Below are 23,351 nucleotides of genomic sequence, written 5' to 3'. Positions count from 1 at the left end.
TTACCGAGCAGACGGATGTGAATGCTTAGTATCCGTGCAGGGCTGACAGCGTTTTCATTTTTCTGTTGGCCCTTAATGGGAGAGCGACAACTCGGTTGTGAGTGGCAAGATAAATAATACCGCATAATGATATCTGTCTATAAATGATAGAGATGAATAAACATGGCCGAATAATGGCGATGACTTGTCAAGTCTCGCCGAGTGGCGATAAAATCATTATGTTGTTGTCGAATTGGCATGCTATTCTCAAATTGTGCTATCCCTGTGACGAACAAAAATAATTCTGTGAGGAAGTAATGAACGAGTTTCTGAAGGTTCTGCTGAACATTCGCAGCCTGCGTGCTGCCATTCGTGAACTGCCCTTTGAACAGCTGCAAGAAGCGAAAGAGAAGTTTGATCTGATATATAACGAGCGCGCTGAATCTGTTGAACAAGAGCGTGCCGAGCAAGAAGAGCGTCAGCGCAAGCTGAGCGAATTTACCGAGATGCTGCAACAGGCTGGCATCGATCCCCGCGAACTGATCGGTACTGCCGCGGCGCCTGCTGCCACTGGCTCCACCAAGAGCAAGCGTGCCCCGCGTCCGCCCAAGTACAAGTATCAGGAAGATGGCCAGGAGAAGACCTGGACCGGCCAGGGCCGCATGCCCAAGGCCATTGCCGAGCAAGTTGCGCTGGGCAAGGACCTGAATGATTTCCTGATCTGATAGCCCTTATCAGTTCATCAATAATGCCGCCCAATGGGCGGCATTATTATTTGTAGGGTCATATCGGCCCATGAATGTGGCGTTTAGCCTACTATTTGTGCTGCCGGATCTCGACTCCCATGTTTTCGGGCCTTGCAATAGCAAAAGGCTCCAGACAAGTGGCATGGAAATCGTGCGCCATCGATTTTTCGTTACGCACTTATTCAGGACTCATACAGCCCGTCTGTTAACCCTATCATGTTGACCGGTACTGTATCACTTCATGCTTCAATCACTGTCAGGCTGAGTAGCAGAGGCAGTACGCATATTTCGCCCCGATTAAATCGACACTCTCTCGCCTTTGTTATTTCAGAGACTGTGAATGGTCTATTTGAAACCCTTGTTTGACGGATATTAACGAAATTGACGAGATGAAACCTCAGGGATAAAGACGGGGCCAAGATCAACCCCGTCTCCGTTATTTATACCACGGCATGGCGGATGGATTGGATATGTTCGGGATGCGGCGTGGTTGCGGAGGATTGTGCCGCGTGCCTGCGCGCCTTGACTCCATCGGCCAGCATGGCCAGCAGGGTCTGGCTCTCTTCCCAGCAGAGGCAGGCATCGGTGATCGACTGGCCGTACTGCAGTTCATCCAGAGGCGCCGGTTTCTGGCTTCCCCCCTGCAGGAAGCTCTCCACCATGACGGCGGCCACGGCCTCACTCCCTTCACTCAACTGACGGCACAGCTCCCCGGCCACCCGGACCTGGTTCTGGTGCTGCTTCTGGCTGTTGCCGTGGCTGCAATCCACCATCAGCCGATGACTGAGCCCCTGACGCGCCAGTCGCTCGGCGGCGTCCTCCACATCGCTCTGGTGGTAGTTGGGGAGGGTGCCTCCTCGCAAGATGATGTGACCATCCGGGTTGCCCTCGCTCTTGATGACGACGATGCCCCCCTGACTGCCCGGCGCGGTAAAGAGGTGGGAAGCCGTGCTGGCCTGAATGGCATCGATGGCCACCCGTATGTTGCCATCCGTCCCGTTCTTGAAGCCGACGGGGCAGGGCAGGGCCGAGGCGAGCTGCCTATGCACCTGGGATTCTGTGGTACGTGCCCCTATGGCGCCCCAGCTGATGAGATCGGCCAGATAGAGGAAGCTGGTGGTGTCGAGGAACTCGGTGGCGGTGGCAAGTCCGAGCTGATTGATGTCCAGCAGCAACTGGCGAGCCAGGTGAAGCCCGTGCCTGATGTCATTGCTGCCATCCAGGTGAGGGTCGAACACCAATCCCTTCCAGCCGACCGTGGTGCGGGGCTTCTCGAAGTAGGTGCGCATGACGATGAGCAAGCTGTCCTGATACTGGGTGGCGAGTCCTGCCAGGCGCCGGGCGTAATCGAGGGCGGCGAGGGGATCGTGGATGGAGCAGGGCCCTATCACGACCAGCAGACGGTCGTCGTCGCCGTTCAGGATCTGGCGCACCTGGTGCCGGTGGTGGTCAATTTGCTGCGCCATGTCGCTGGGGCAGGGATGTTGTGCCAACAGCTCGGCAGGGGTGGGGAGGGCTTCAACCGCAAAGGCGCGCATTACCGAATTCAAAACTGCCATCTGGATTACCTTGCTGTACCTGGGGTGGGTGGCCTGCCTGGACTCATCGGCTCCGGGTCAGAGAGTGAGACAATGACAGATCACCTTGTTGAGAGTGATTATCATTATCTTGCTGTCTCTGTCGAATGCAAGTCCTGGTGAGGGGATCACCAAGATGGGGGGGATGGGGAAAAAAGAGTGGCAATCGACTCGAAGTTCAGGCCTGTCTCGTGTAGAGATAGGCCTGATTTATATAGGGAATTTTTATTATCAGCTATCCATCACGGCATGTCTGTCCTGATGATAGGCGTCTTCATCCTTGCCGCTGCGCCAGTAGGGCACGGCGTAGACCCGCTGGCGGTCCACATCCAGGGTGCGTCTGACGTGACGACGCAGGGGGACGACCAGCCCCTCCTCACCACCAAACCAGAAGTAGCTCTGCGCCGATACCATGGGCAGGGCAGTGAAATAGCTCACCAGGGGTTCGGTTTGCTCGGGAGAACCGACAAACCAGCGCTGGCTGACGCCGCTTGGCAGCGACAGATCCTGCACATCTTCCTGCTGAGGCACCAGCAGGGCGATGTGGCCGCAGGCATCGGCGGGCATCGCCTCGGCCATGGCACTGATGGCGGGGAGGGAGCTCAGATCCCCCACCATGTAGTAGTGCTGCGCCGCTTGCAGCATGGGATCCGGGCCGCCAGGGCCGGAGACGGCCAATTGATCGCCAGGCTTGGCCTGCAGGGCAAAGCGGCTGGCGGGGCCGAGATCCCCGTGCAGGGCGAAGTCGATATCCAGCTCCAGTGCCTCGCGGCGAAACGCCCGTATGGTGAAGGTGCGGATGATGGGTTTCTGGCTGGGGTCTTCCCAGCGCGGCCCCTTGGGCGTCGGGGTGGGCAGCACAATATGTTGCTGGTTGGCCTGGGGCAGCATGATCTTGATGTGGGCGCCACCACAGGTGAAGGGATAATCTGCCAACTCCGGGCTGGTCAGGCAGAGTCGACGCAGGTTCGGCCCCACATCTTGGACATGCTTGACGGTGAGCTGGCGGGGGCGATTGACCGGGGCGGGCTGTGACATATGAGTACTCCTGACAGGCAATGGCGCCCATTCTCAGGCAAATGAAAACTATTATCAATTGCTTTGTGAGCAAGAGAGAGGCGAGAAAAAGGGGGCATGGATCCCCCTCTCTTCGTGGCTGTCATGAGATGCAATGAGCGCGTTATCCCCGGTCACTCCCCCCCAGGGCGCGGTAGATCCCGGCCATGGTATTGAGCTGGGTCTGCTGTTGGGCGAGCAGGCTAAGTTGCGCATCCCACAGGCGATTCTGCTCATCCAACCAGGGTTGCACTCCGGTGGCGCCAGCCTGGAAGCGAGCCTGCGCCAGTCGCTCGGCCTCTTTCGCATATCCCAGCTGTTGCTCCAGATAGCGCAATCGTTGCTCCCCCTGGCGGCGTGCCGCCAGGCCGTCCTCCACCTCCAGCAGGGCGGTGTAGAGCTGCTTGCGAAACTCGGTCTCGGCTATCTGGTAATCGATGTCGGAGCTCGCAATGCTGAGCCGGGTCTTGTTGTATTCGAGGAAGGGCAGGGCCAGGGTCGCTCCCAGGGAGCCGACCGGGTTGCTCAGCACCTGGGTCAGGGTGTCCGAGGTGCTGCTGGCTCCGCCGGTGAGGCTCAGGGTGGGATAGAAGCCGGTGCGGATCTCATCCCCCTTGGCCAGGGTTTTGCGCAGCCTGAGCTCGGCGGCCCGCACATCGGGGCGCCTGGCCAGCACATCCGCCGGGATCCCGACCGCCAGGGTCGGGATGGGATGCACGGCAAGCTCGCCGGGGGCAAACTCCAGCGGGCCATAACTGCGTCCGAGCAGCAGACGCAGGGCGTTGCCGGCCTGCTCCCGCTGCTGGACGAGGGCCGCGAGCTCGGCCTGCTTGCCCGCCTTTTGCTGGCTGGCCTGTACCATGTCGAGACGGGTAATGGCCCCCGCCTCATACTTGGCCCGGGTCAGCCGCTCGGCCCGCTCAACGTTGAGCAACTGGCGCTCCCCCAGCGTGATGGCCGAGCCGAGGTAGGCCAGTTGCCAATACTGCTCCAGGGTCTTGCCGATGAGCAGCAGACGAGTGGCAGCCAGATCCTGTTCGCTCGCCTCGGCCTCCCACTGCGCCTGATCCCGTACCGCGGCGAGCCGGCCCCAGAGATCCACCTCGTAGCTCAGGTTGAGGGTGGGACCCAGATTGCCGTCGGACTTGCCCGTCCCCAGGTTCTTGTTGCCGTTGACCCCGATGCTGGCGTTGACCGAAGGGGTAAGATTGGTATCGGCCAGATCGGCGCTGAGCAGGGCACTCTTGAGGCGCAGCCCGGCCACCTGCATGTCAGGGTTGGCGGCGAGCACCGCCGCCACCAGCTGGTCGAGGGCGGGATCATCAAAGCCTTGCCACCAGGGACCGGCCTGCTGCTGGTTGAGCCCCTGGTTGGTTTGCTGCCAGCTTGGCGCCACGGCCAATTCCGGTCTGTGATAGGTACTCTGGCTGCAGGCACTCAGGGCCAGCGTGACGGCGAGTGCGAGCAGGGGTCTCGGGAAACGGTTGTCGCCCTGTTTTGCCAAGAGGCGGGATAAGTGGTGCATCATCATTCTCTTGCCAGTGCCTCGACCGGATCGAGCCGGGCCGCGTTGCGGGCAGGCAGGTAACCAAACAGGATCCCGATGAGTGAGGAGCAGCCAAAGGCCATCAGGATGGAGAAGAGGGAGAAGGACATCTGGAAGCTCGCCACCAGCAGCGAGAAGAGGAAGCCGATGAGCAGCGCCAGTCCGATCCCGAGCAGGCCTCCCAGCAGGCTGACCATCACGGCTTCAATCAGGAACTGCTGCAGGATGTCGGACTGACGGGCCCCCACCGCGATGCGGATCCCTATCTCCCGGGTGCGTTCCACCACCGAGACCAGCATGATGTTCATGACTCCGACCCCACCGACGATGAGCGAAATCACCGCGATGGCGGAGACCAGCAGGGTCATGGTGGCCGTGGTCTTCTCCACCGACTTGATGATGCTGTCGCTGCTGAAGGTGAAGAAGTCCTTCACCCCGTGGCGCTGGGTCAGCAGGGCCACGGCCGCCTGTTCCGCCAGGGCGGGCTGGATCCCGTCCTTGACCCGGATGGTGAGCTGGCTGAAGTGGTTCTGGGAGATGAGGCGGCTCATCACGGCGCTGTAGGGTAGCCAGATGTTGACCGACTGGCTGCTGGGACCAAAGCCGGTCTCCTGCGCCACCACGCCGATGATCCGCACCGGCAGGGTGCCGACCAGTACCACCTGGCCGACGGGATCTTCCTTGCCGAGCAGGCTCTCTATGGTCTTGCCATCCACCACGGCGACCGCCGTCCGGCGCTGGATATCCTGCTCGCTGAGCAGACGCCCTTGGGTCAGGGTCATCCCCTTGACCCGGAAGAAGTCGCTGCCGACCCCCACCACGCTGCCGCTGCTGGTCTTGTTGCGATATCTGAGCTGGCCCGAGGTGGCGATCTGGGGGCTGGCCCCCTCCAGATAGGGCTGGCCGAGCAGGCTCCTGAGATCCCCCTCGTTCAGGGTCTGGATACTGGCCGCCTTCTCGTCTCCCCAATCCTTGCCGGGGAAGATGTCGATGGTGTTGGTGCCCATGGCATTGATGTCATTGATCACCTTGGCGCGGGCTCCCTGGCCGAGGGCGACCACGCTGACCACGGCGGCGATGCCGATGATGATGCCGAGCATGGTGAGGAAGGTGCGCATGCGGTGGGCTAGCATGGCATGCAGGGCCATGCGTCCCGCCTCCCGATACCGATCCCAGCCCCGGGGGAGCAGGCCGTTGCGGGCAGGATGAGCGGGAGTCTGGGATGGCTGTGCCTTGGGCTCGCTCGCAGGAGAAGGGGTGGCCCCGTCGATGCCGCTCTGATTGACGCTGTCCTCCACCACCCGGCCATCGCGCAGGGTGATGATGCGATCGGCGTGGTTGGCCACCGCCATGTCGTGGGTCACCAGTATGATGGTGTGACCCTGGGCGTGCAGCTCCTTCAGGATGGCCATCACCTCCTTGCCACTGTGGCTGTCGAGGGCACCGGTGGGTTCATCGGCCAGGATCACCTCGCCGCCGTTGGCCAGGGCCCGGGCGATACTGACCCGCTGCTGCTGGCCGCCGGAGAGCTGCCCCGGCCTGTGGTGGCTGCGATCCTTGAGGCCAAGGCGCGTCAGCAGGGCGTGGGCACGGGCCTGGCGCTCGGGACGGGGCGTGCCGGCGTAGACCGCCGGGATCTCCACGTTGGCAGCTGCATCCAGATGGGGCAGCAGGTGATAGCGCTGGAAGATGAAACCGAAGTGGTGGCAACGCAAGCGGGCCAGGGCCAGGGCATCCATGCGGGCCGTGTCCTGCCCGTGAAACAGATACTGGCCGTCACTCGGATGATCGAGGCAACCCAGCAGGTTCATCAGGGTGGACTTGCCGGAGCCGGAGGCGCCGACGATGGCGACCATCTCCCCTGCCTGGATGCAGAGATCCAGCGGGTGCAGCACGGTCACCTCCTGCTCCCCGCTCTGGTAGCGCTTCTCGATGCCCCTGAGCTGGATCAGCGGCTCGCTCACAGCATGCCCTCCGGTTCATGGTGCTGGATGGGCTGACCTTGCTCCAGGGTCACCTTGTCCTGCTCATCGAGGCCGCTGATGACCTCGATCTTGATGTCATCCTTCATGCCGGTCTTGATGCGGCGGGTTTCCCGTTGCTCATCACTTTTGAGCAGGGTCACTTCGTATTCGTTGTCGCCGAGTTTCTTGCCAAGGGCGGTCTGGGGGATGGCCAGCACCTGCTTGCGCTCCCCGAGCACTATGGTGACCTGGGTGGTCATGGCGACCCGCAGCTGGTGATTGGGGTTGGGCACGTCGAACAGGGCATAGTAGTAGATGGCGGCATTGCTGGTGGTGCTGGTGGTCGTGGTCTGATCGTTGATGTTGGTGGGGGCCAGCTCGACGGTGCGCAGGGTGGCGGGATAGCGGGTATCCGGGTCGCCTATCAGGGTGAAATAGACCGGCATGCCGGCCCTGACCTTGGTGACGTCGGCCTCGGAGATCTGGGCCTTGACGGTCATGGTGTCGAGATTGGCGAGCTTGAGCAGGGTCGGCACTGTCTGGCTGGCGGCCAGGGTCTGGCCCTGCCGGGTCACGATGGAGATGACGGTGCCATCCATGGGGGCCTGAATGCGGTTGTAGCCGAGTTCTGTCTTGGTGCGATCCACCTTGATGACGGCGTTGTCGATGTCGGCCTGGGCGCTTTGCAACTCGGCACGGGTGACGGCGAGCTGGGCCTCGGCACTCTCGAGATCGGCCCGGGAGCTTGCCTCCTGGCGGAACATCTGCTGCTGACGACGCCAAGCCAGCTCATTTTGCTTGAGCTGAGCCTGCTTGATCTTGAGCTGTGCACGGCGGCTGGCGAGATCCGCCTCGGCGGTCTTGAGGTTGTTCTGGGCGATGAGGGGGTCGATCTCGGCCAGCAGATCTCCCTGCTTGACCTGTTGCCCGGCTTCGACCGCGAGATAAGTGACCTGGCCCGAGACCTGGGCCCCCACATCCACCTGCTCGATGGCTTGCAGCACGCCGCTGGCGAGCACGGTCTGCTCCACGTCCTGGCGGGTGACGGTGGCGGTCAGGACGGGATCCGATTTATTGCCGGGCCAGGCGAGCCAGACGATGAGGGCCAGCGGGACGAGCACGACCAGGGCAAACTTGCCCTGTCTGGGGAGTTTTTTCATTTGTCTACCTGAACGGAAATCTGCCAAGGCGCGCAGGGGCCCTATGCTGCAGCAAATGGGGCTTAAAAAACAGCGGACAATGTGTAAGTAATTATGTAGATAACATCATCATTACTGGGTGGTCGGGCGCCCTCTCGACGAGGGATCCCGCCCATGGGGCGCAGGTACGATGGGCGAGCAGGCAAGAGTGGAGCAGGAGGCTCCTGCCTGGAGGAAGGACCCGCATGATAGCGGGTCCGGGTCTGTCAGCCGACGGCCTTGAGGGGTTCTGCATAGGGCTCGTGGCAGATCTGGATATCGACGGGCAGCTTGTAGAGCAGCAACCGTGCCAGCGAGCCTTCCATCCAGTGGTGGCGACTGCCGACCAGCAACAGGCTGTTGGGTTCTGACGAAAGCCAGTGCTTGAGTGCAGAGACCACATCATCGACCACCAGACACTGGTAATCCACCGGGTGGTGCAACTGGGTGATGAGCTGGCTAATGACGGCCTTGGCATCCAGAGTGCCCTGGGCGCTGCGCTCCTCCTGGGACAGTGACAGGCTCTGCTGGCGAATCTTGCTGCTGTGAGTCAGGTGCAGCAGGGTCAGTTTGCAGCCCATGGCCTGTGCCAGGTGGCTCGCCTTGGTCAGCGTCTCCTGCTCGTAATCCTTGCCTTCCAGCAACAGCACTATATTGGTCGGGCTCATAAGCAGTTCTCCTCGGCAGGTGCGGACAGGTGGCGCCAGCCTTGGCTGTCCACAAAATGTCAGAACAAACGAACCCGGTGCGCGGCGACTGAGTCACGAATTGTCGATGATGGCAGTGGGCTCCGGCTCCATTTACATCATCATAACAGATTGAGTTGAATGGAAAATGAAGGAAATGTTGCAAGAATTGACAAGGACCTGTTAACCAAGTTGAGGCCCTCGCACCTGGCGAGGGCCTGAGGGGTCATATCAAGCGGGTTGCTGGGTGAAGTAACGGGTCAACCAGGGCAGCCCTTCCTTCTTGCGGCTGACGGCGCCAGCCAGATGCACAGGCTCGCCGGGCAAGATCCCCTGGCTTGCGAAGAAGAGCTGGCTCTCTCCCTTGGCGAGATCCGTCAGCATCAGCACATACCCATCCAGCTTGTCTTTCATCAGTCGCGCTGTCATGGCCTGCTGCAGTTCATCGGAGCGGTTTATGATCTCGGCCGGGTTCATCACACAGATCTGGCTCACCATGAGGGCATGTCCCCCTATCTGATAGGCTTTCTCGTCGGCGACCAGGGCCTCGGACAGGGGGGTATCCCCCAACTGGGTACGGCGCTCGAGCAGGGTCTGGGCAAAGGGAGCCAGTTCCAGCTGGGCGATGGGCAGCAGTCGCTCGACCGCCAGCCTGTCCTGCGCCGTGGTCGTGGGGGAGGTGAAGTTGAAGGTATCGCTGACGATAGCCCCTAGCAGCAACCTGGCCTGAGGGCGGGAGAGGTTCTCATGGCCCATCAGTTCGAGCAGCACGGTGGCGCTGCAACCGACGGCTCTCACCCAGGCATCGAGGGGGCCTCGGGTGATCAGGGTGCCGAGGCGGTGGTGGTCGATGAGCCCCTGCACATCCGCATCGGCCAGCCCTTCCGGCCCCTGCTCCAGCTCGCTGAAATCCACCAGAAATACCGGTTTGTCAGCCACGCTGCCTGTCAACACGGGGGGCGCCTCCACTCCGGCGGTTTCCAGAATGAAGCGGGTTTCGGCGATGGGGGCTCCCAGGGCAAAGGCTCGGGCGGGGCGACCCTGGCTGTTGAGCCAGTCGGCGGTGACCAGGGCGGTGCAGATGCTGTCGCTGTCGGGATTCTTGTGACCAAAGACCTGGATCATGGGGCGGTTTCCTGATTGAGAGGGGGGGTTGGCAGAGATCATGTTGCCGAGACCGACCAGAGGGAAGGATAGAGGGAGTTTACACTGGGTTGCCGTCAGGGCGTCATCACTTAGGGGGATTTGTCGCTACGGGGAGGGACTATAGATAGAGGAATTTCATCAATGCCTTGGATTAAAATGCTTTAAGTTGTGGTTTATTTAGTTTTTTGAGCTGCGGTGGTTGTTTTATCTCAGTTATTCCAAGGGCGGGAAGGGGGGGTTGCCCCTTCCCGCCCTTGCGCTATGAGGCGAGCAGTTCGCGGGCGTTGGCCAGGGTGTTGTCGGTGATCTGATCCCCCCCGAGCAGCCGGGCCAGCTCGTTGAGCCTTGCCCCGGGGTTGAGTGCCTGCATCTGGGTCTCCGTGGTCTTGCCGTCGGTATGCTTGCTCACCACCATGTGCTGGTGTCCCTTGCCCGCCACCTGGGGCAGGTGGGTGACCACCATCACCTGGGTGGACTCGCCGAGCTGACGCAAGAGGCGCCCGACCACGGCAGCGGTCGGGCCGCTGATCCCCACATCCACTTCATCGAAGATGAGGGTCGGGGTCGAGATCTTGCGGGCGCTGATCACCACGATGGCCAGGCTGATGCGCGACAATTCGCCACCGGAGGCGACTTTGCCAAGGGGCTGAATGGGTTGCCCCGGGTTGGTGGTGACCATGAATTCCACCCGATCGATGCCAAGTGGCGACAGGCTGCTCTGGGCATCGGGGCGCACCTCTATGGTGAAGCGGCCATCGGGCATGGCCAGCTCGTGCATGCTGGCGCTCACCTTGGTGCCCAGCTCCTTGGCATAACGCTGGCGGCTCTGGCTCAGTACCTCTGCCGCCTGTACGAAGGCCTGACGAGTTCGCAGCAATTCGTCCTCCATGCCTTCCAGGCGCTCCTCATCGGAGTTGAGGCGGGCGAGATCCCCCGCCAGCTCCTGGTGGTGCTGGGCGAGCTCGGCCGGTTTGACATGGTGCTTGCGGGCCAGGTTGATGGCACGAGAGAGGCGGGCCTCCAGCTCGTTGAAGCGCTCGGGATCGAGTTCCAGTCGATCCAGGTAGCTGCGCAGCTCGCTGTGGCTCTCCTGCACGCCGATCAGTGCCTCATTGAGCATGCCGAGCACGTTGCCGAGACGACTGTCCATGGCCACCAGGGTTTCGGTTCTGTCCACCGCGAGCTGAAGCAGGCCGGCGATGGTGGTCTCCTCGTTGTCATAGAGCAGATCCAGGCAGGCACCGCACTCCTGCATCAGCTCGGTGCCGTTGGCCAGACGCTGGTGCTCCTCCTCGATGGCTTCGAATTCCCCCGGTTGCAAGGCGAATTCGTCCAGCTCCTGCACCTGGTATTCGATGAGCTGGCGGCGGGCCTCTCGCTGCTGCTGCTCGGCCTTGAGGCGGTTCAGTTCATTTTGCAGTTGACGCCACTGTTGGTAATGGTGGCGCACGTCGTCCAGCAGCAGGTGGTGGCCGGCGTAACCGTCCAGCAGGGCGAGTTGATAGTCGGGTTTGAGCAGCAACTGATGGGCATGTTGACCGTGGACGTTGACCAGGAGCTGACCCAGGCTCTTGAGCTGCACCAGGGGCACCGGAACCCCGTTGATGTAACTGCGGGATCGCCCCTCGGCGGAGAGCACTCGCCGCACAATGCACTCTCCCTCGTTTTCCAGCTCGTTGGCGACGAGCCAGGCCCGGGCGGCAGGATTGCCGTCCAGCAGGAAGCGCGCACTGACCTCGGTCTTGTCACTGCCAGGTCGCACCATGCTGGCTTCGGCCCGCTCCCCAAGGCAAAGCCCGAGTGCATCGATGGCGATGGACTTGCCCGTGCCGGTTTCCCCGGTGATGCAGGTCATGCCGGCTTGCAGGTCGAGTTCGAGAAACTTGACGATGGCGAAGTTGGTGATGGTCAGTTGGGTCAGCATGGTCTCATCCTGTGTGGGCCAACATTACTGTGTATGTATCCAGTATATACTGGTTTTACATACAGTAAAGTGTCAGCCCGCAGCAGGATGCAAAAGGGGCGTGTCAGGGATGTCAGAACAGCTTGCTGCCCCAGCCGAGCTTGTTGCGCAGCACGTGGAAGTAGCTGTAATCCAGTGGATGCACCAGGTGCAGCTTGTGGTTGCTCTTCTTGATGAGGATCTCGTCCCCCGGGTGTACCGCCAGGGTCACCTGGCCGTCGCAGCTCACCTGCATGGCGTCATCCTGATTGTCGGGGGAGACCAGCAATCGCACCTCGCTGTCCGCGTCCAGCACGATGGGGCGGCTGCTCAGGGTGTGGGGGAACATGGGCACCAGCGTGATGGCGTTCAACTTGGGGGTGAGGATGGCTCCCCCCGCCGAGAGGGAGTAGGCGGTGGAGCCGGTGGGGGTGGCGACTATGATTCCGTCCGAGCGCTGGCTGTACATGAAGCTGCCATCGATATAGACCTCGAACTCGATCATGTGGGCAATCTTGCCGGGGTGGAGTACCGCCTCATTGACCGCCAGATTGCTGGACTTGCGCTCCCCGTGGCGATAGACGGCGGCTTCCAGCAGGAAGCGGTGCTCGCTCTTGAAGTGGCCGGAGAGCACCTGTTCCAGGGGCAGCAGATAATCCTGGGGGGAGAGATCGGTGAGGAAGCCAAGGTTGCCCCGGTTGACCCCGATCACCGCCACATCGAAGCGGGACAACACCCGGGCCGCCCCCAGCATGTTGCCATCCCCGCCGACGACGATGGCGAGATCCGCCTGCTCGCCGAGCTGCACCAGATCCAGCACGCTCTCGCCCTGGATCCCCAGCGTCTGGGCGACCCGGCTCTCGAGCAGCACCCGAAAGCCGCGGGTGCTCAGGTATTGATAGAGGCCCTTGAGGGTCTGGTTGGCGCCTTCATGATGGGGCTTGCCGATGAGGGCGATGGTTTTGAACGGAGAATCCATAGGTTATCGGGTCTGGGCCAAGTATTGAGGGGAGTATACCGCGCTTTGGTGGGGATTTGTCTGCCTCCATGCGGACTGGGTTGATCCCACCCTGAACGGCGGTGAAAGAGTGGGCAAAGCGGCCTCATCCTCCATGTTCTGGCCTTTTCCCCTTGAAAGCGGGGGCTGCGTCCCCATAATAGCGCCATTGATCGCAGCCAGGCTGCCCTGATTTGTTTGAAGTCACCCTGAATATTGGAGATGTCATGAACCACGAAGAGCAAAAGGTTGAAGCGATGGAGCAAGTGGATGCCCAGCCAGTCGAGCCGACCGATGTAGACAGTGAAGTGACAGCCGAGCAGGCCCGCATCGCCGAGCTTGAGGCGCAACTGGAAGCGGCCCAGCAGGCGGCTGCCGATGAGCGTGAGCGCGCCGTGCGTGCCGTCGCCGAGATGGAAAACCTGCGTCGCCGCGCGGCCCAGGACGTAGAGAAGGCGCACAAGTTCGCGCTGGAGAAATTCGCCGGCGAACTGTTGCCCGTGCTGGACAACCTGGAGCGTGCCATCGAACTTGCCGACAAGGAAAACGAAGCCCTCAAGCCGATGATCGAAGGGGTCGAGCTGACCCTGAAATCCATGCAGGGCGGGGTCGCCAAGTTCGGCCTGGTGGCGCTGGATCCCCAGAACCAGCCGTTCGACCCCAATGCCCATCAGGCGATGAGCATGATCGAAAACGCAGAACTGGCGCCAAACACCGTCATCGCCGTGATGCAGAAGGGTTACGAGCTGAACGGTCGCGTGATCCGTCCGGCCATGGTGATGGTCTCCAAGGCTCCGGCCTGAGACGCGTCCCCCCATTGAGCCCGCCGCTCGGCGGGCTTTTTGTTGCCCGATGCCACACCTGTGTCCGGGTTCGGGTTAAATCGGCACAGTTGATACAGTTTTTTCAAGCCGGGGCTTGAAGCGCGAAGTTGCGACCCCATATAGGTGACAAGGCCACGGCGGCATCCTCGATGGACCCCATTCAAGGGGTGACAAAATGTGATGCCGGGAGCTTGAAAGCCACAGTGGCAGGCCCCACCTAGCCGTTAACGTATTAAGGCGAGCCCCTCGCCAGTTTATTCAAAGTATTTGGAGATTCGTCAAATGGGTAAAATCATCGGTATTGACCTGGGTACTACCAACTCCTGTGTCGCTATTCTGGATGGCGATAATGCTCGCGTGATCGAGAACGCGGAAGGCGACCGTACTACTCCGTCCATCATTGCCTATGCCGATGACGGCGAAATCCTGGTTGGTCAGCCGGCTAAGCGTCAGGCCATCACCAACCCGAAGAACACGCTGTTCGCCATCAAGCGTCTGATCGGCCGTCGTTTCGAAGATGACGAAGTGCAGCGCGATCTGGAGATCATGCCGTACGCCATCGCCAAGGCTGACAACGGTGACGCCTGGGTTGAAGTGAAAGGCAAGAAGATGGCACCGCCGCAGATCTCTGCCGAAGTGCTGAAAAAGATGAAGAAGACCGCCGAGGATTACCTGGGCGAGCCGGTGACCGAAGCGGTCATCACAGTACCGGCCTACTTCAACGACGCCCAGCGTCAGGCTACCAAGGATGCCGGTCGCATCGCGGGTCTGGACGTCAAGCGCATCATCAACGAACCGACCGCCGCGGCCTTCGCCTACGGCGTGAACAAGGTCAAGGGTGAGCGCAAGGTCGCCGTATACGACCTGGGTGGTGGTACCTTCGATATCTCCATCATCGAGATCGACGAAGTGGAAGGTGAAACCACCTTCGAAGTACTGGCAACCAACGGTAACACCCACCTGGGTGGTGAAGACTTCGACAACCGCGTCATCAACTACCTGGTTGACGAGTTCAAGCGTGAACAGGGCATCGACCTGCGCAAGGACCAGCTGGCCCTGCAACGTCTGAAAGACGCCGCCGAGAAGGCGAAGATCGAGCTCTCTTCCGCTCAGCAGACCGACGTGAACCTGCCGTACATCACCGCAGATGCCACCGGTCCGAAGCACATGAACATCAAGGTGACCCGCGCCAAGCTGGAATCCCTGGTGGAAGACATGGTCAAGGACTCCCTGGAGCCGGTCCGTGTCGCCCTGAAAGACTCCGGCCTGTCCGTGTCTGAAGTGGACGACGTCATCCTGGTGGGCGGTCAGACCCGTATGCCGCTGGTGCAGAAGACCGTTGCCGACTTCTTCGGCAAAGAGCCGCGTAAAGACGTCAACCCGGACGAAGCCGTGGCCATGGGCGCCGCCATCCAGGGTGCCGTACTGTCCGGTGACAAGACCGACGTACTGCTGCTGGACGTCACCCCGCTCTCCCTGGGTATCGAAACCATGGGCAGCGTGATGACCGCGCTGATTGAGAAGAACACCACCATCCCGACCAAGAAGTCCCAGGTGTTCTCCACTGCCGAAGACAACCAGTCTGCCGTGACCATTCACGTGCTGCAGGGTGAGCGCAAGCGCGCCAGCGACAACAAGTCCCTGGGCCAGTTCAACCTGGAAGGCATCCGCCCGGCACCGCGCGGTCTGCCGCAGATTGAAGTGACCTTCGACATCGACGCCAACGGCATCCTGCACGTCTCCGCCAAAGACAAGGAGACCAACAAGGAGCAGAAGATCACCATCCAGGCCTCCTCCGGTCTGTCTGATGACGAGATCGAACGCATGGTGCGCGAAGCCGAAGCCAACGCGGCCGAGGACAAGAAGTTCGAAGAGCTGGTGCAGACTCGCAACCAGGCTGACGGTCTGGTCCACTCCGTACGCAAGCAGGTCACCGAAGCCGGTGAAGCTCTGCCGGCCGACGACAAGACCAAGATCGAGACCGCCCTGTCCGAGCTGGAAAGCGCCATCAAGGGTGACGACAAGGCCGCCATCGAAGCCAAGCAACAGGCTCTGATGGAAGCGTCCCAGAAGCTGATGGAGATTGCCCAGCAGCAGGCTCAGGCGCAAGGCGCTGCCGGTGCTGACGCCGGTCAGGCTTCTTCTGCCAAGGCTGACGACGACGTGGTCGACGCCGAGTTCGAAGAAGTGAAAGACGACAAGAAATAAGCCACACCCAGTCGGGCGAAGCCACTTCGCCCGGCGGCTTGGTCGATGAATTTACGGGCGTTGGGTGACCAACGCCCGTCTGCGTAACTGCTGATATAGCAACAGGATGAGTATGTCGAAGCGCGATTTCTATGAAGTGCTCGGGGTGGCAAAAGGTGCCGACGAGCGCGAGATCAAGAAGGCGTACAAGCGTCTGGCGATGAAGTATCACCCCGATCGCAACCAGGGTGATGCGGCCGCCGAAGAGAAGTTCAAAGAGGTCAAGGAAGCCTACGAGGTCCTGACCGACGAGAACCTGCGTGCCCGCTATGACCAGTACGGTCATGCCGGTGTGGATCAGAGCCAGGGTGGCGGTCACGGCGGCTTCGGCGGCGGTGCCGATTTCGGTGACATCTTCGGCGATGTGTTTGGCGACATCTTCGGTGGTCGTGGCGGTGGCCGTCGTGGCCCGGCCCGTGGCTCCGACCTTCGCTACAACATGGAGCTGACACTGGAAGAGGCGGTGCGCGGGGTCTCCAAGGAGATCAAGATCCCGACCCAGGTCCACTGCGAGGTCTGCAACGGCTCCGGTGCCCACACCGGCAGCACGGCCCAGACCTGCCCGACCTGCCACGGTGCCGGTCAGGTGCAGATGCGTCAGGGCTTCTTCGCGGTGCAGCAGGCCTGCCCGCACTGTCACGGCCGTGGCAAGATCATCAAGGATCCCTGCCGCAAGTGTCATGGGGAAGGTCGCTACCAGAAGACCAAGACCCTGTCGGTCAAGATCCCGGCGGGTGTCGACACTGGCGATCGCATCCGTCTCTCCGGCGAAGGGGAAGCGGGGGAAGCCGGTGCATCGGCCGGGGATCTCTACGTACAGGTCCACGTCAAGGAGCACGAGATCTTCGTGCGCGATGGCAACGATCTCTACTGCGAAGTGCCCATCAGCTTCACCACCGCGGCCCTTGGCGGCGAGATCGAAGTGCCGACCCTGGATGGCCGGGTGAAGCTCAAGGTGACCGCCGAGACCCAGACCGGCAAGCTGTTCCGCCTGCGGGGCAAGGGCGTCAAGTCCGTGCGCTCCGGCCAGGTTGGCGATCTGATGTGCAAGGTGGTCATCGAGACCCCGGTCAAGCTGACCGACACCCAGAAAGATCTGCTGCGCCAGCTGGACGAGTCGTTCAGCGGTGCCGCCGCCAAGACCCACAAGCCCAAATCGGAAGGCTTCTTCGAAGGAGTGAAACGCTTCTTCGACGACCTGACCAAGTGATGGTCTTGTGATGCAAGAAAGCCGGCCCAGTGCCGGCTTTCTTTTTGCCTGTTTCGGGTGATAGCCCCCCTTGGGAGCTTCAATCCGTGGTGCTGGTGCGCCAGAACACCTGCTTGATGCGGGGATGCTGACCCAGGGTCTTCATCAGGGCATCCAGCTCGTCGCCATCGATGGAGGTGGCGAGCAGCACGGCGGAGATCTCCAGATCCTGCTCCCCGAACGGCTCGATATCGAGCTCGCTCAGGGGATAGTTGGCCTGCTCCAGCTGTTGCTCCAGCCAGGGCAGCACCTCTTTCTGGTGAGTGCGACGGATGAGGGCGGTGACGCGATAGGTCAGCTCGGTATCCTCGTTGTCCACCGGGTGGCGGTTGATCTGGTTGACCAGGGGGCGCAGCAGGGTGTTGGCGGCCAGCACGAAGAGGGCGCCGAGTATGGCCTCCATGGCGAAGCCGGCACCGCAGGCGGCCCCCACGGCGGCCACCCCCCAGAGGGTGGCGGCGGTGTTGATGCCGCGGATGTTGCCCGATTCCCGCATGATGACGCCGGCGCCGAGGAAGCCGATGCCGGAGACGATATAGGCCACCACGTGGACCACGCCGTAGCTGCCCCCGTGCAGGTCATAGATGCGCTGGGCCAGATTGACGAACAGGGCCGCCCCCACGGCCACCAGCACGTTGGTGCGAAGGCCGGCGGTGCGCTGGCGATACTGGCGCTCCAGCCCCACCAGACTGCCCAGCACGAAGGCCAGCAGCAGGCTGGCCAAGGTGTCGGTCAGGGCCAGCAGATCAAATTGTTGCCACATTCTCATGGCGTACTCCTCTTGATGACGACGGCCTGCGAGAGGGCAGCTTGAATCGCTGCCATACGCAAAATGAAAGATGAACCCGTGCGTGAAAGGCCATCATGGCAGATGAATGTGTTGCACGGGGGGCAATGGCCAGCATCCCGGATGGCTGGCCCCGGGTAATGAGCAAGCCCCGGCATTCCGGGGCTTGCGGGGCGACTGTGCCCCCCTGGTTCCCGAGCCGGGATCAGGGGACGGGGCGCAGTTCCCAGCGTACCGGGTGGCTGAGCCCGACCTGATGGACGAATTGCACCAGGTAGCGGCGCTGGGGCAGGGTGCAGTCGAGGTTGAGCACCAGCTCCCGTCTTTCCCCGGGCCCCGGCCGCAGCGATGGCACCGGATGTAGCCCCGCCGGTTGCAGGGTGTGGGCCACCAGTTCCAGTACCGGGAGCATGTCGGCCCGGCCCTGGCAGCGGATCCGCAGCCGGTAGTGCTGGGATTTGGGTTTTGCCAGCCTGCGTGACAGGGCAGCCAGCCCCAGCTTGTCGAGCAGAGAGTGAGCGCGGCGCACGGCAGTGCGGGCGGGCATTGAAGCAAAACGGGTTGAAACAAAACGCATAGCAGCCTCCTTGTGGGAAGCAGAAACTATGCAGGCAAGGTGTCCGGTGATTGCAGCCGGTCACTTGACGTCAAGTGTAAAAAGAGAAAGGGAGGAGATGCTCGCCTCTCGCGGGGTGCGAGGCGCGGCAGAACGATTGCTGCGGCTAGCTCGCGACCTGGCTGCCGACGCCCATGGCCGGCTTGCTACTGTCACTTGATGAGTTGCCCACTGATGGTCTCCGCTGTGAATGAACGGCAAGATGGTACAGATCCGGGCCGCCAAGGTAAAGGATGGGGGCGGCGCAGCAACATCTGGAAACACCTTTCCGGTGCCTGGCGTTTTTGGTGCCAACTCCCGGCCGGGTAGAGAGCCTGGCCTCGATGGTGGCAGTAAATTAGATATTGCTAATGTTGGGTGCGGCGATAGAATGGCTTTCATTAGCGATATCTAATTAAACGGCAGGGCCCGTTCCGCAAGGTTGCGAGCAGAGCGTGCCCCCATTTCCTCAGGCAGGAGAGTCCCATGTTTGAAAGCCAGTGGTTGTTTGCCCTCGGGGGCGGCATGTTGATCGGTGTGTCCGCCCTGCTGCTGATGCTGGTCAACGGCCGGGTGGCCGGGATCAGCGGCATACTGGCGGGGGCACTGCAGGAGCGGGGAGGCTGGCGCTGGCTGTTCCTGCTGGGACTGGCCGGTGGTGCCCTGCCGGCCTTCGCCCTCGGCTGGGCCAGCCTGCCGACCCTGGCGGTGCTGCCCCCCTGGCCCAGGGTCGCCTTGGCGGGTCTGCTGGTGGGGGTAGGCACCCGTCTTGGCAACGGCTGCACCAGCGGCCACGGCATCTGCGGGGTGGGGCGACTGTCGCGCCGCTCCCTGGTCGCCACCCTCGTCTTCATGGCGACCGCGGTGCTCACCGTGTTTGTCAGCCGCCACCTGCTGTGAGGAAGTCACCATGGAACGTTTGACGAGCCTGCTCTGTGGCCTGCTGTTCGGGCTGGGTCTTGCCCTCTCCGGCATGGTGGATCCCGCGAGAGTGCTGGGTTTTCTCGATCTCGCCGGAGCCTGGGATCCCAGTCTGGCCTTCGTGATGGGGGGCGCCCTGCTGGTGTTCATGCCGGGGTACTTCCTATTGATACGGCCTCGCCGCCAGAGCCTGTCGGGGGCTCCCATCGCCGATGTGCCCGCACCGACCCTGGATGGCCGCCTGCTCGGTGGAGCCGCCCTCTTTGGTATCGGCTGGGGCATGGCAGGCATCTGCCCGGGGCCGGCCCTCGCGCTGGTCACCGCTGGCCAGCCCCTGATCGGGCTCTTCGTCATCGCCATGGTGGTGGGGGTGCTGCTGGTGGACAGGGGCTGGCAACGGGCTCCTTGATCCCGGTATTCCCGCGTGGGCAGGGCCCATCTTCCGGCCCGAGGTGGTAGTATCGGGCTCCCATACTCCGAACAAGGCTTGCCCATGCTCCCTCTGCGCCTGCTCATCTCCGACTCCCACGATCCCCTGTTCAACCTGGCGGTGGAGGAGTGCATCTTCCGCCAGATGGATCCGCGCCAGCGGGTGCTCTTCCTGTGGCGTAACGCCAATACAGTGGTCATAGGCCGTGCCCAGAATCCCTGGAAGGAGTGCAACACCCGCCGTATGGAGGAGGATGGGGTGACCTTGGCCCGGCGCAGCAGCGGTGGTGGCGCCGTGTTCCATGATCTCGGCAACAGCTGCTTCACCTTCATGGCGGGCAAGCCAGGCTATGACAAGAGCATCTCCACCGCCATCGTGCTGGATGCCCTGAAGCGGCTGGGGGTGGAGGCCTTCGCCTCCGGTCGAAACGATCTGCTGGTGGCGACCCCGGACGGGGATCGCAAGGTATCGGGTTCGGCCTACCGGGAGACCCATGATCGCGGCTTTCACCACGGTACCCTGCTGCTGGACGCCGATCTCAGCCGCCTCGCCAACTACCTCAACCCGGATCCGAAGAAGCTCGCGGCCAAGGGCATCACCTCGGTGCGCAGCCGGGTCGCCAACCTGAGCGAACTGCTGCCGGGAGTCGACCATGAGCGGGTGAGTGAGGCCCTTCTGGAAGCCTTCTTCGCCTATTACGGCGAGCGGGTTCAACCCGAGCATATCTCCCCCGAGCAGCTGCCGGACTTGCCGGGCTTTGCCGAGACCTTCTCCCGCCAGCGCAGCTGGGAGTGGAACTTCGGCCACGCGCCATCTTTCAGCCATCAGCTGGACGAGCGCTTCGGCTGGGGCGGGGTGGAGCTGCACTTCGATGTGGAGAAGGGGGTCATCGGGCGGGTGCAGATCTTCAGCGACAGCCTGGATCCCGCGCCCCTGGATGCCCTGGCCGAGCGGTTGCCCGGCATCGCCTATCGGCCCGAGGCCATCGGCGCTTTGCTCAGCGAGCTGCAGCAGGCGTTTCCTGGGCAGACGGCCGAGCTGGCCGAGCTTCAGGGCTGGCTGGTGGCGGCGCTGCGCTAAATCGGGCCGGCGCCAGGTGCTGAACCCGGGGCTGCATCAGGCCTGCCGGGTGACCCGCCCCGGCGGGGCATCACGGCGGGTGAGAGCGGGATCACGAAACGGTCACGGGCCGGGGACGGCCCCTTGCAGCCAGCCCTTGCCCTGACTGGGGCATGATAAAAAGTAGGGCAGGCCATTAGTTATTGTCGCTGTTTCAAATGCAGCCCTGCGGGTATAACCGGACCCATCGTTGCAGTCCAAATGGTATCAACATGAGTGACCTGGTTTACCTGAAAGATGACGGCGTCAACGCCGTCTCCCCCGCCTTCGCCGCCCGCTTCGCCACCGTCAAGGCTCACTACTTCTCCCGCAATCCCGAGCTCTGGCCGGTGTTTCGCGAGCCCGGTTTCGCCACCCTCAACGAGTTTCGCGCCCGCGGCCTTGCCCCGGATGCGCGGCTGAACGCCTGGCCGGATGGCCACGCCCGCCTCGCGGATCTCTGCGAGACCATGCCGGTGCCGCAAGCCATGCGCGCGCCGGGCGAGCCCATGACCGAGCTCTTGTTCGCCGGGGCCCTCTCCAAAGACTGGGAAAACCCCGCCAGCGTGGAGAACGTCATCACCATGTCGGCGGATCCCGCCATCTATGGCGCCCAGATGGGCATTCTCGCGAACCCGAACCTGGTCTACTCCGAGTACGCCGGGGTGGCCGAGGAGCTCGAGAAGAAGGTGGTACGCCAGATAGCCCTGCTGGCGGGGTACGATCCCGAGCGTGCCACCGGCATCTTCACCCAGGGGGGGACCTTCTGTAACCTCTACGGCTACCTGCTCGGCATCCGCAAGAGCCTGCCCGAGGCCAAGCACAAGGGGCTCGGCCACTATCAGGACTACCGCATCATCAACTCCCAGGGCGGCCACTACTCCAACATCACCAACCTCTCCCTGCTCGGGGTGGACATCGAGAACAAGACCATCCGCATCCAGGTCGGCGAGAACAACGACATCGATCTGGTGGATCTCGAGCGCACCCTGACCGCCTGCTTTGCCCTCAAGCACGTGGTACCCACCATCATGCTCACCATGGGCACCACCGATACCTTCGGGGTGGATCAGGTCAAACCCGTGGTGGCGCTGCGGGATCGCCTGTGTGAGCGCTTCGAGGTGGCGGTCAAGCCCCACATCCACGTGGATGCCGCCATCGGCTGGTCGATGATCTTCTTCCTGGATTACGACTTTGCCGCCAACCCGCTCGCCATCAACGCCGCCACCCTGGCGGGGATTGAGCGCAACGTGGCGCGCTTTGCGGAGCTCAAATACGCCGACTCCTTCACCGTCGACTTCCAGAAGTGGGGCTATGTGCCCTACACCTCCAGCCTGGTGATGATCAAGGAGCAGGATGACCTCAAGGCGATGGAGAACGATCCGGAGAACTTCTCCTATTTCGAGCGGGACATCCAGGGTCAGACCCACCTGCAGTCCACCATCGAGTGTTCCCGCGGCGCGAGCGGCTTGTTCGGCGCCTATGCGGCCCTCAACTACATGGGGGTGGAGGGCTATCGCACCGTGCTGGCCCACTGCCTGCAGAATGCCAACTACTTCCGCTTCCGCCTGAGCCAGCTCGGCAACGTCAAGCTGGTGGCCCAGGAAAACCAGGGGCCGAGCGTGGGCTTCAAGATCTACAACCCGGAGTGGGTGCAGGATCCGGAGGCCGAGTTCGCCTTCGAGCTGGCCCGCAGCACGGATGCGGCCTACAAGGCACGGCTGCAACGCAACACCGACTATCACCGCAACCTGTTCAAGCATCGCGGCAAGGTGGGGCTCTACACCAACTGGGTGGAGGCGGTGGCCCACTCCGAGTATGACGAGCGGGGCAAGTACTCCTATATCGCGGGGGAAAAAGCGGTCTTCATGAACCCGGCCTGCAGCCGGGAGCAGATCGATGCCTTCATCGAACATATTCGCGGCTGATATCACCACATCTTGTGATGTCAGAAAGAAAAACGGCGGGATAATCCCGCCGTTTTTATTGCTCTGGGCAGCCGTTACTGCTGCTGCATCATGGTCACCGTCAGCTTGCCGGCCGGATTGGCGGCATGGAAGTTCACCGCATCCCCGGCCTTGAACCCCTCCAGCAGGGCGGGATCCGCCATCCGGAACACCATGGTCATGGGGGGCATCTTGAGGTTGGTGATGGCCTCGTGCTTGATCCCCACCTTGCCGTTCTCGCTGTCGATGCGGGTGATGATCCCCCGGGTCATGGTCATGTCCCCCATCTCCTTGTCCGCCATCTGGGACATGTCGTGCCCCTCGTGGTTCATGGTCATCTCGGCCTGGGCCTGAAGGGAGGCGAAACCGAGCAGGAGGGTCAGGGTCAATGTTTTGATATTCATGATGTTTTCCTTGTCATTCAATGGGTCTGGATA

The 23,351-nt window shown here is 62.0% G+C and carries 20 protein-coding genes; 8 read left to right on the top strand and 12 right to left on the bottom strand.

What is annotated here, in order from left to right:
• Window positions 1-296: 296 nt before the first annotated feature.
• Window positions 297-704 (top strand): H-NS family histone-like protein, encoded by a 408-nt coding sequence (locus VZC39_RS13795; protein ID WP_349918721.1) that lies wholly within the window; start codon window positions 297-299, stop codon window positions 702-704.
• A gap of 461 nt (window positions 705-1,165) precedes the next feature.
• Here the strand turns inward: VZC39_RS13795 and VZC39_RS13790 are convergent, their stop codons facing one another.
• The 9 genes from VZC39_RS13790 to nadK form a co-directional block, all read right to left on the bottom strand.
• Complete coding sequence (locus VZC39_RS13790) at window positions 1,166-2,284, bottom strand: 3-deoxy-7-phosphoheptulonate synthase (RefSeq protein ID WP_434663288.1); 1,119 nt, start codon at window positions 2,282-2,284, stop codon at window positions 1,166-1,168.
• A 249-nt stretch (window positions 2,285-2,533) separates the two neighbouring features.
• A complete protein-coding gene (locus VZC39_RS13785; RefSeq protein WP_434663286.1) occupies window positions 2,534-3,340 on the bottom strand; it encodes a siderophore-interacting protein in 807 nt (268 codons plus the stop codon).
• A gap of 142 nt (window positions 3,341-3,482) precedes the next feature.
• Window positions 3,483-4,889 carry an efflux transporter outer membrane subunit gene (locus tag VZC39_RS13780; RefSeq protein WP_434476151.1) on the bottom strand — a complete coding sequence of 469 codons (1,407 nt, stop codon included), beginning with the start codon at window positions 4,887-4,889 and terminating at the stop codon, window positions 3,483-3,485.
• A complete protein-coding gene (locus VZC39_RS13775) occupies window positions 4,886-6,868 on the bottom strand; it encodes a MacB family efflux pump subunit (protein ID WP_434663284.1) in 1,983 nt (660 codons plus the stop codon). The genes VZC39_RS13780 and VZC39_RS13775 overlap by 4 nt, the downstream gene beginning before the upstream one ends.
• Window positions 6,865-8,028 (bottom strand): efflux RND transporter periplasmic adaptor subunit, encoded by a 1,164-nt coding sequence (locus VZC39_RS13770; protein WP_434663281.1) that lies wholly within the window; start codon window positions 8,026-8,028, stop codon window positions 6,865-6,867. The genes VZC39_RS13775 and VZC39_RS13770 overlap by 4 nt, the downstream gene beginning before the upstream one ends.
• A gap of 245 nt (window positions 8,029-8,273) precedes the next feature.
• Window positions 8,274-8,714: a universal stress protein gene (locus tag VZC39_RS13765; RefSeq protein ID WP_349918715.1), complete on the bottom strand. Its 441-nt coding sequence runs from the start codon at window positions 8,712-8,714 to the stop codon at window positions 8,274-8,276.
• A gap of 249 nt (window positions 8,715-8,963) precedes the next feature.
• Window positions 8,964-9,857 carry a DHHA2 domain-containing protein gene (locus tag VZC39_RS13760; protein WP_349918713.1) on the bottom strand — a complete coding sequence of 298 codons (894 nt, stop codon included), beginning with the start codon at window positions 9,855-9,857 and terminating at the stop codon, window positions 8,964-8,966.
• A gap of 280 nt (window positions 9,858-10,137) precedes the next feature.
• On the bottom strand, window positions 10,138-11,802 hold the full coding sequence (recN, locus tag VZC39_RS13755) for a DNA repair protein RecN (RefSeq protein ID WP_434663277.1): 1,665 nt from the start codon (window positions 11,800-11,802) through the stop codon (window positions 10,138-10,140).
• Window positions 11,803-11,914: 112 nt separating this feature from the next.
• Window positions 11,915-12,799 carry an NAD(+) kinase gene (gene nadK / locus VZC39_RS13750; RefSeq protein WP_349918711.1) on the bottom strand — a complete coding sequence of 295 codons (885 nt, stop codon included), beginning with the start codon at window positions 12,797-12,799 and terminating at the stop codon, window positions 11,915-11,917.
• 245 nt (window positions 12,800-13,044) lie between these two features.
• Here nadK and grpE point away from each other — a divergent pair, with 245 nt between their 5' ends.
• The 3 genes from grpE to dnaJ all read left to right on the top strand — a co-directional run bounded on the left by grpE (window position 13,045) and on the right by dnaJ (window position 17,098).
• The gene (grpE, locus tag VZC39_RS13745; RefSeq protein ID WP_349918709.1) at window positions 13,045-13,620 is read left to right on the top strand and encodes a nucleotide exchange factor GrpE; all 576 of its coding nucleotides are present in this window, start codon (window positions 13,045-13,047) and stop codon (window positions 13,618-13,620) included.
• A 303-nt stretch (window positions 13,621-13,923) separates the two neighbouring features.
• On the top strand, window positions 13,924-15,849 hold the full coding sequence (gene dnaK / locus VZC39_RS13740; protein ID WP_349918707.1) for a molecular chaperone DnaK: 1,926 nt from the start codon (window positions 13,924-13,926) through the stop codon (window positions 15,847-15,849).
• Window positions 15,850-15,961: 112 nt separating this feature from the next.
• The gene (dnaJ, locus tag VZC39_RS13735; RefSeq protein WP_349918706.1) at window positions 15,962-17,098 is read left to right on the top strand and encodes a molecular chaperone DnaJ; all 1,137 of its coding nucleotides are present in this window, start codon (window positions 15,962-15,964) and stop codon (window positions 17,096-17,098) included.
• 79 nt (window positions 17,099-17,177) lie between these two features.
• Here the strand turns inward: dnaJ and VZC39_RS13730 are convergent, their stop codons facing one another.
• Both VZC39_RS13730 and VZC39_RS13725 read right to left on the bottom strand, forming a co-directional pair.
• Window positions 17,178-17,906, bottom strand: a complete 729-nt coding sequence (locus VZC39_RS13730) for an MgtC/SapB family protein (RefSeq protein ID WP_349918705.1) — start codon at window positions 17,904-17,906, stop codon at window positions 17,178-17,180.
• Between the two features lie 223 nt (window positions 17,907-18,129).
• Window positions 18,130-18,501, bottom strand: coding sequence for a hypothetical protein (locus VZC39_RS13725; protein WP_434663271.1), 372 nt, complete (start codon window positions 18,499-18,501; stop codon window positions 18,130-18,132).
• Between the two features lie 504 nt (window positions 18,502-19,005).
• Here VZC39_RS13725 and VZC39_RS13720 point away from each other — a divergent pair.
• From VZC39_RS13720 to VZC39_RS13705, 4 genes are all read left to right on the top strand, one after another.
• Entirely contained in the window at window positions 19,006-19,419 is a 414-nt protein-coding gene (locus tag VZC39_RS13720; protein ID WP_434663269.1) for a YeeE/YedE family protein, read from the top strand.
• 10 nt (window positions 19,420-19,429) lie between these two features.
• A complete protein-coding gene (locus tag VZC39_RS13715) occupies window positions 19,430-19,849 on the top strand; it encodes a YeeE/YedE family protein (protein ID WP_349918702.1) in 420 nt (139 codons plus the stop codon).
• An 84-nt stretch (window positions 19,850-19,933) separates the two neighbouring features.
• Window positions 19,934-20,950, top strand: a complete 1,017-nt coding sequence (locus tag VZC39_RS13710) for a lipoate--protein ligase A (RefSeq protein WP_434663267.1) — start codon at window positions 19,934-19,936, stop codon at window positions 20,948-20,950.
• A 251-nt stretch (window positions 20,951-21,201) separates the two neighbouring features.
• The gene (locus VZC39_RS13705; protein WP_349918700.1) at window positions 21,202-22,896 is read left to right on the top strand and encodes a pyridoxal phosphate-dependent decarboxylase family protein; all 1,695 of its coding nucleotides are present in this window, start codon (window positions 21,202-21,204) and stop codon (window positions 22,894-22,896) included.
• A gap of 74 nt (window positions 22,897-22,970) precedes the next feature.
• Here the strand turns inward: VZC39_RS13705 and VZC39_RS13700 are convergent, their stop codons facing one another.
• Window positions 22,971-23,318: a copper-binding protein gene (locus VZC39_RS13700; RefSeq protein WP_349918699.1), complete on the bottom strand. Its 348-nt coding sequence runs from the start codon at window positions 23,316-23,318 to the stop codon at window positions 22,971-22,973.
• Between the last annotated feature and the right edge of the window lie 33 nt (window positions 23,319-23,351).

Source organism: Aeromonas sp. NJAU223 (genome assembly GCF_051125555.1).
In the GTDB taxonomy this organism is placed as follows: domain Bacteria; phylum Pseudomonadota; class Gammaproteobacteria; order Enterobacterales; family Aeromonadaceae; genus Aeromonas; species Aeromonas veronii_G.
Note: the sequence above shows the minus strand (reverse complement) of the source record. Positions and strands in the feature narration are given on the sequence as shown.

Coding starts and splice junctions, on each gene's coding strand:
- VZC39_RS13795 (WP_349918721.1), top strand. CDS start 297: ATGAACGAGTTTCTGAAGGTTCTGCTGAACATTCGCAGCCTGCGTGCT.
- VZC39_RS13790 (WP_434663288.1), bottom strand. CDS start 2,284: ATGGCAGTTTTGAATTCGGTAATGCGCGCCTTTGCGGTTGAAGCCCTC.
- VZC39_RS13785 (WP_434663286.1), bottom strand. CDS start 3,340: ATGTCACAGCCCGCCCCGGTCAATCGCCCCCGCCAGCTCACCGTCAAG.
- VZC39_RS13780 (WP_434476151.1), bottom strand. CDS start 4,889: ATGATGATGCACCACTTATCCCGCCTCTTGGCAAAACAGGGCGACAAC.
- VZC39_RS13770 (WP_434663281.1), bottom strand. CDS start 8,028: ATGAAAAAACTCCCCAGACAGGGCAAGTTTGCCCTGGTCGTGCTCGTC.
- VZC39_RS13765 (WP_349918715.1), bottom strand. CDS start 8,714: ATGAGCCCGACCAATATAGTGCTGTTGCTGGAAGGCAAGGATTACGAG.
- VZC39_RS13760 (WP_349918713.1), bottom strand. CDS start 9,857: ATGATCCAGGTCTTTGGTCACAAGAATCCCGACAGCGACAGCATCTGC.
- recN (WP_434663277.1), bottom strand. CDS start 11,802: ATGCTGACCCAACTGACCATCACCAACTTCGCCATCGTCAAGTTTCTC.
- nadK (WP_349918711.1), bottom strand. CDS start 12,799: ATGGATTCTCCGTTCAAAACCATCGCCCTCATCGGCAAGCCCCATCAT.
- grpE (WP_349918709.1), top strand. CDS start 13,045: ATGAACCACGAAGAGCAAAAGGTTGAAGCGATGGAGCAAGTGGATGCC.
- dnaK (WP_349918707.1), top strand. CDS start 13,924: ATGGGTAAAATCATCGGTATTGACCTGGGTACTACCAACTCCTGTGTC.
- dnaJ (WP_349918706.1), top strand. CDS start 15,962: ATGTCGAAGCGCGATTTCTATGAAGTGCTCGGGGTGGCAAAAGGTGCC.
- VZC39_RS13730 (WP_349918705.1), bottom strand. CDS start 17,906: ATGAGAATGTGGCAACAATTTGATCTGCTGGCCCTGACCGACACCTTG.
- VZC39_RS13725 (WP_434663271.1), bottom strand. CDS start 18,501: ATGCGTTTTGTTTCAACCCGTTTTGCTTCAATGCCCGCCCGCACTGCC.
- VZC39_RS13720 (WP_434663269.1), top strand. CDS start 19,006: ATGTTTGAAAGCCAGTGGTTGTTTGCCCTCGGGGGCGGCATGTTGATC.
- VZC39_RS13715 (WP_349918702.1), top strand. CDS start 19,430: ATGGAACGTTTGACGAGCCTGCTCTGTGGCCTGCTGTTCGGGCTGGGT.
- VZC39_RS13710 (WP_434663267.1), top strand. CDS start 19,934: ATGCTCCCTCTGCGCCTGCTCATCTCCGACTCCCACGATCCCCTGTTC.
- VZC39_RS13705 (WP_349918700.1), top strand. CDS start 21,202: ATGAGTGACCTGGTTTACCTGAAAGATGACGGCGTCAACGCCGTCTCC.
- VZC39_RS13700 (WP_349918699.1), bottom strand. CDS start 23,318: ATGAATATCAAAACATTGACCCTGACCCTCCTGCTCGGTTTCGCCTCC.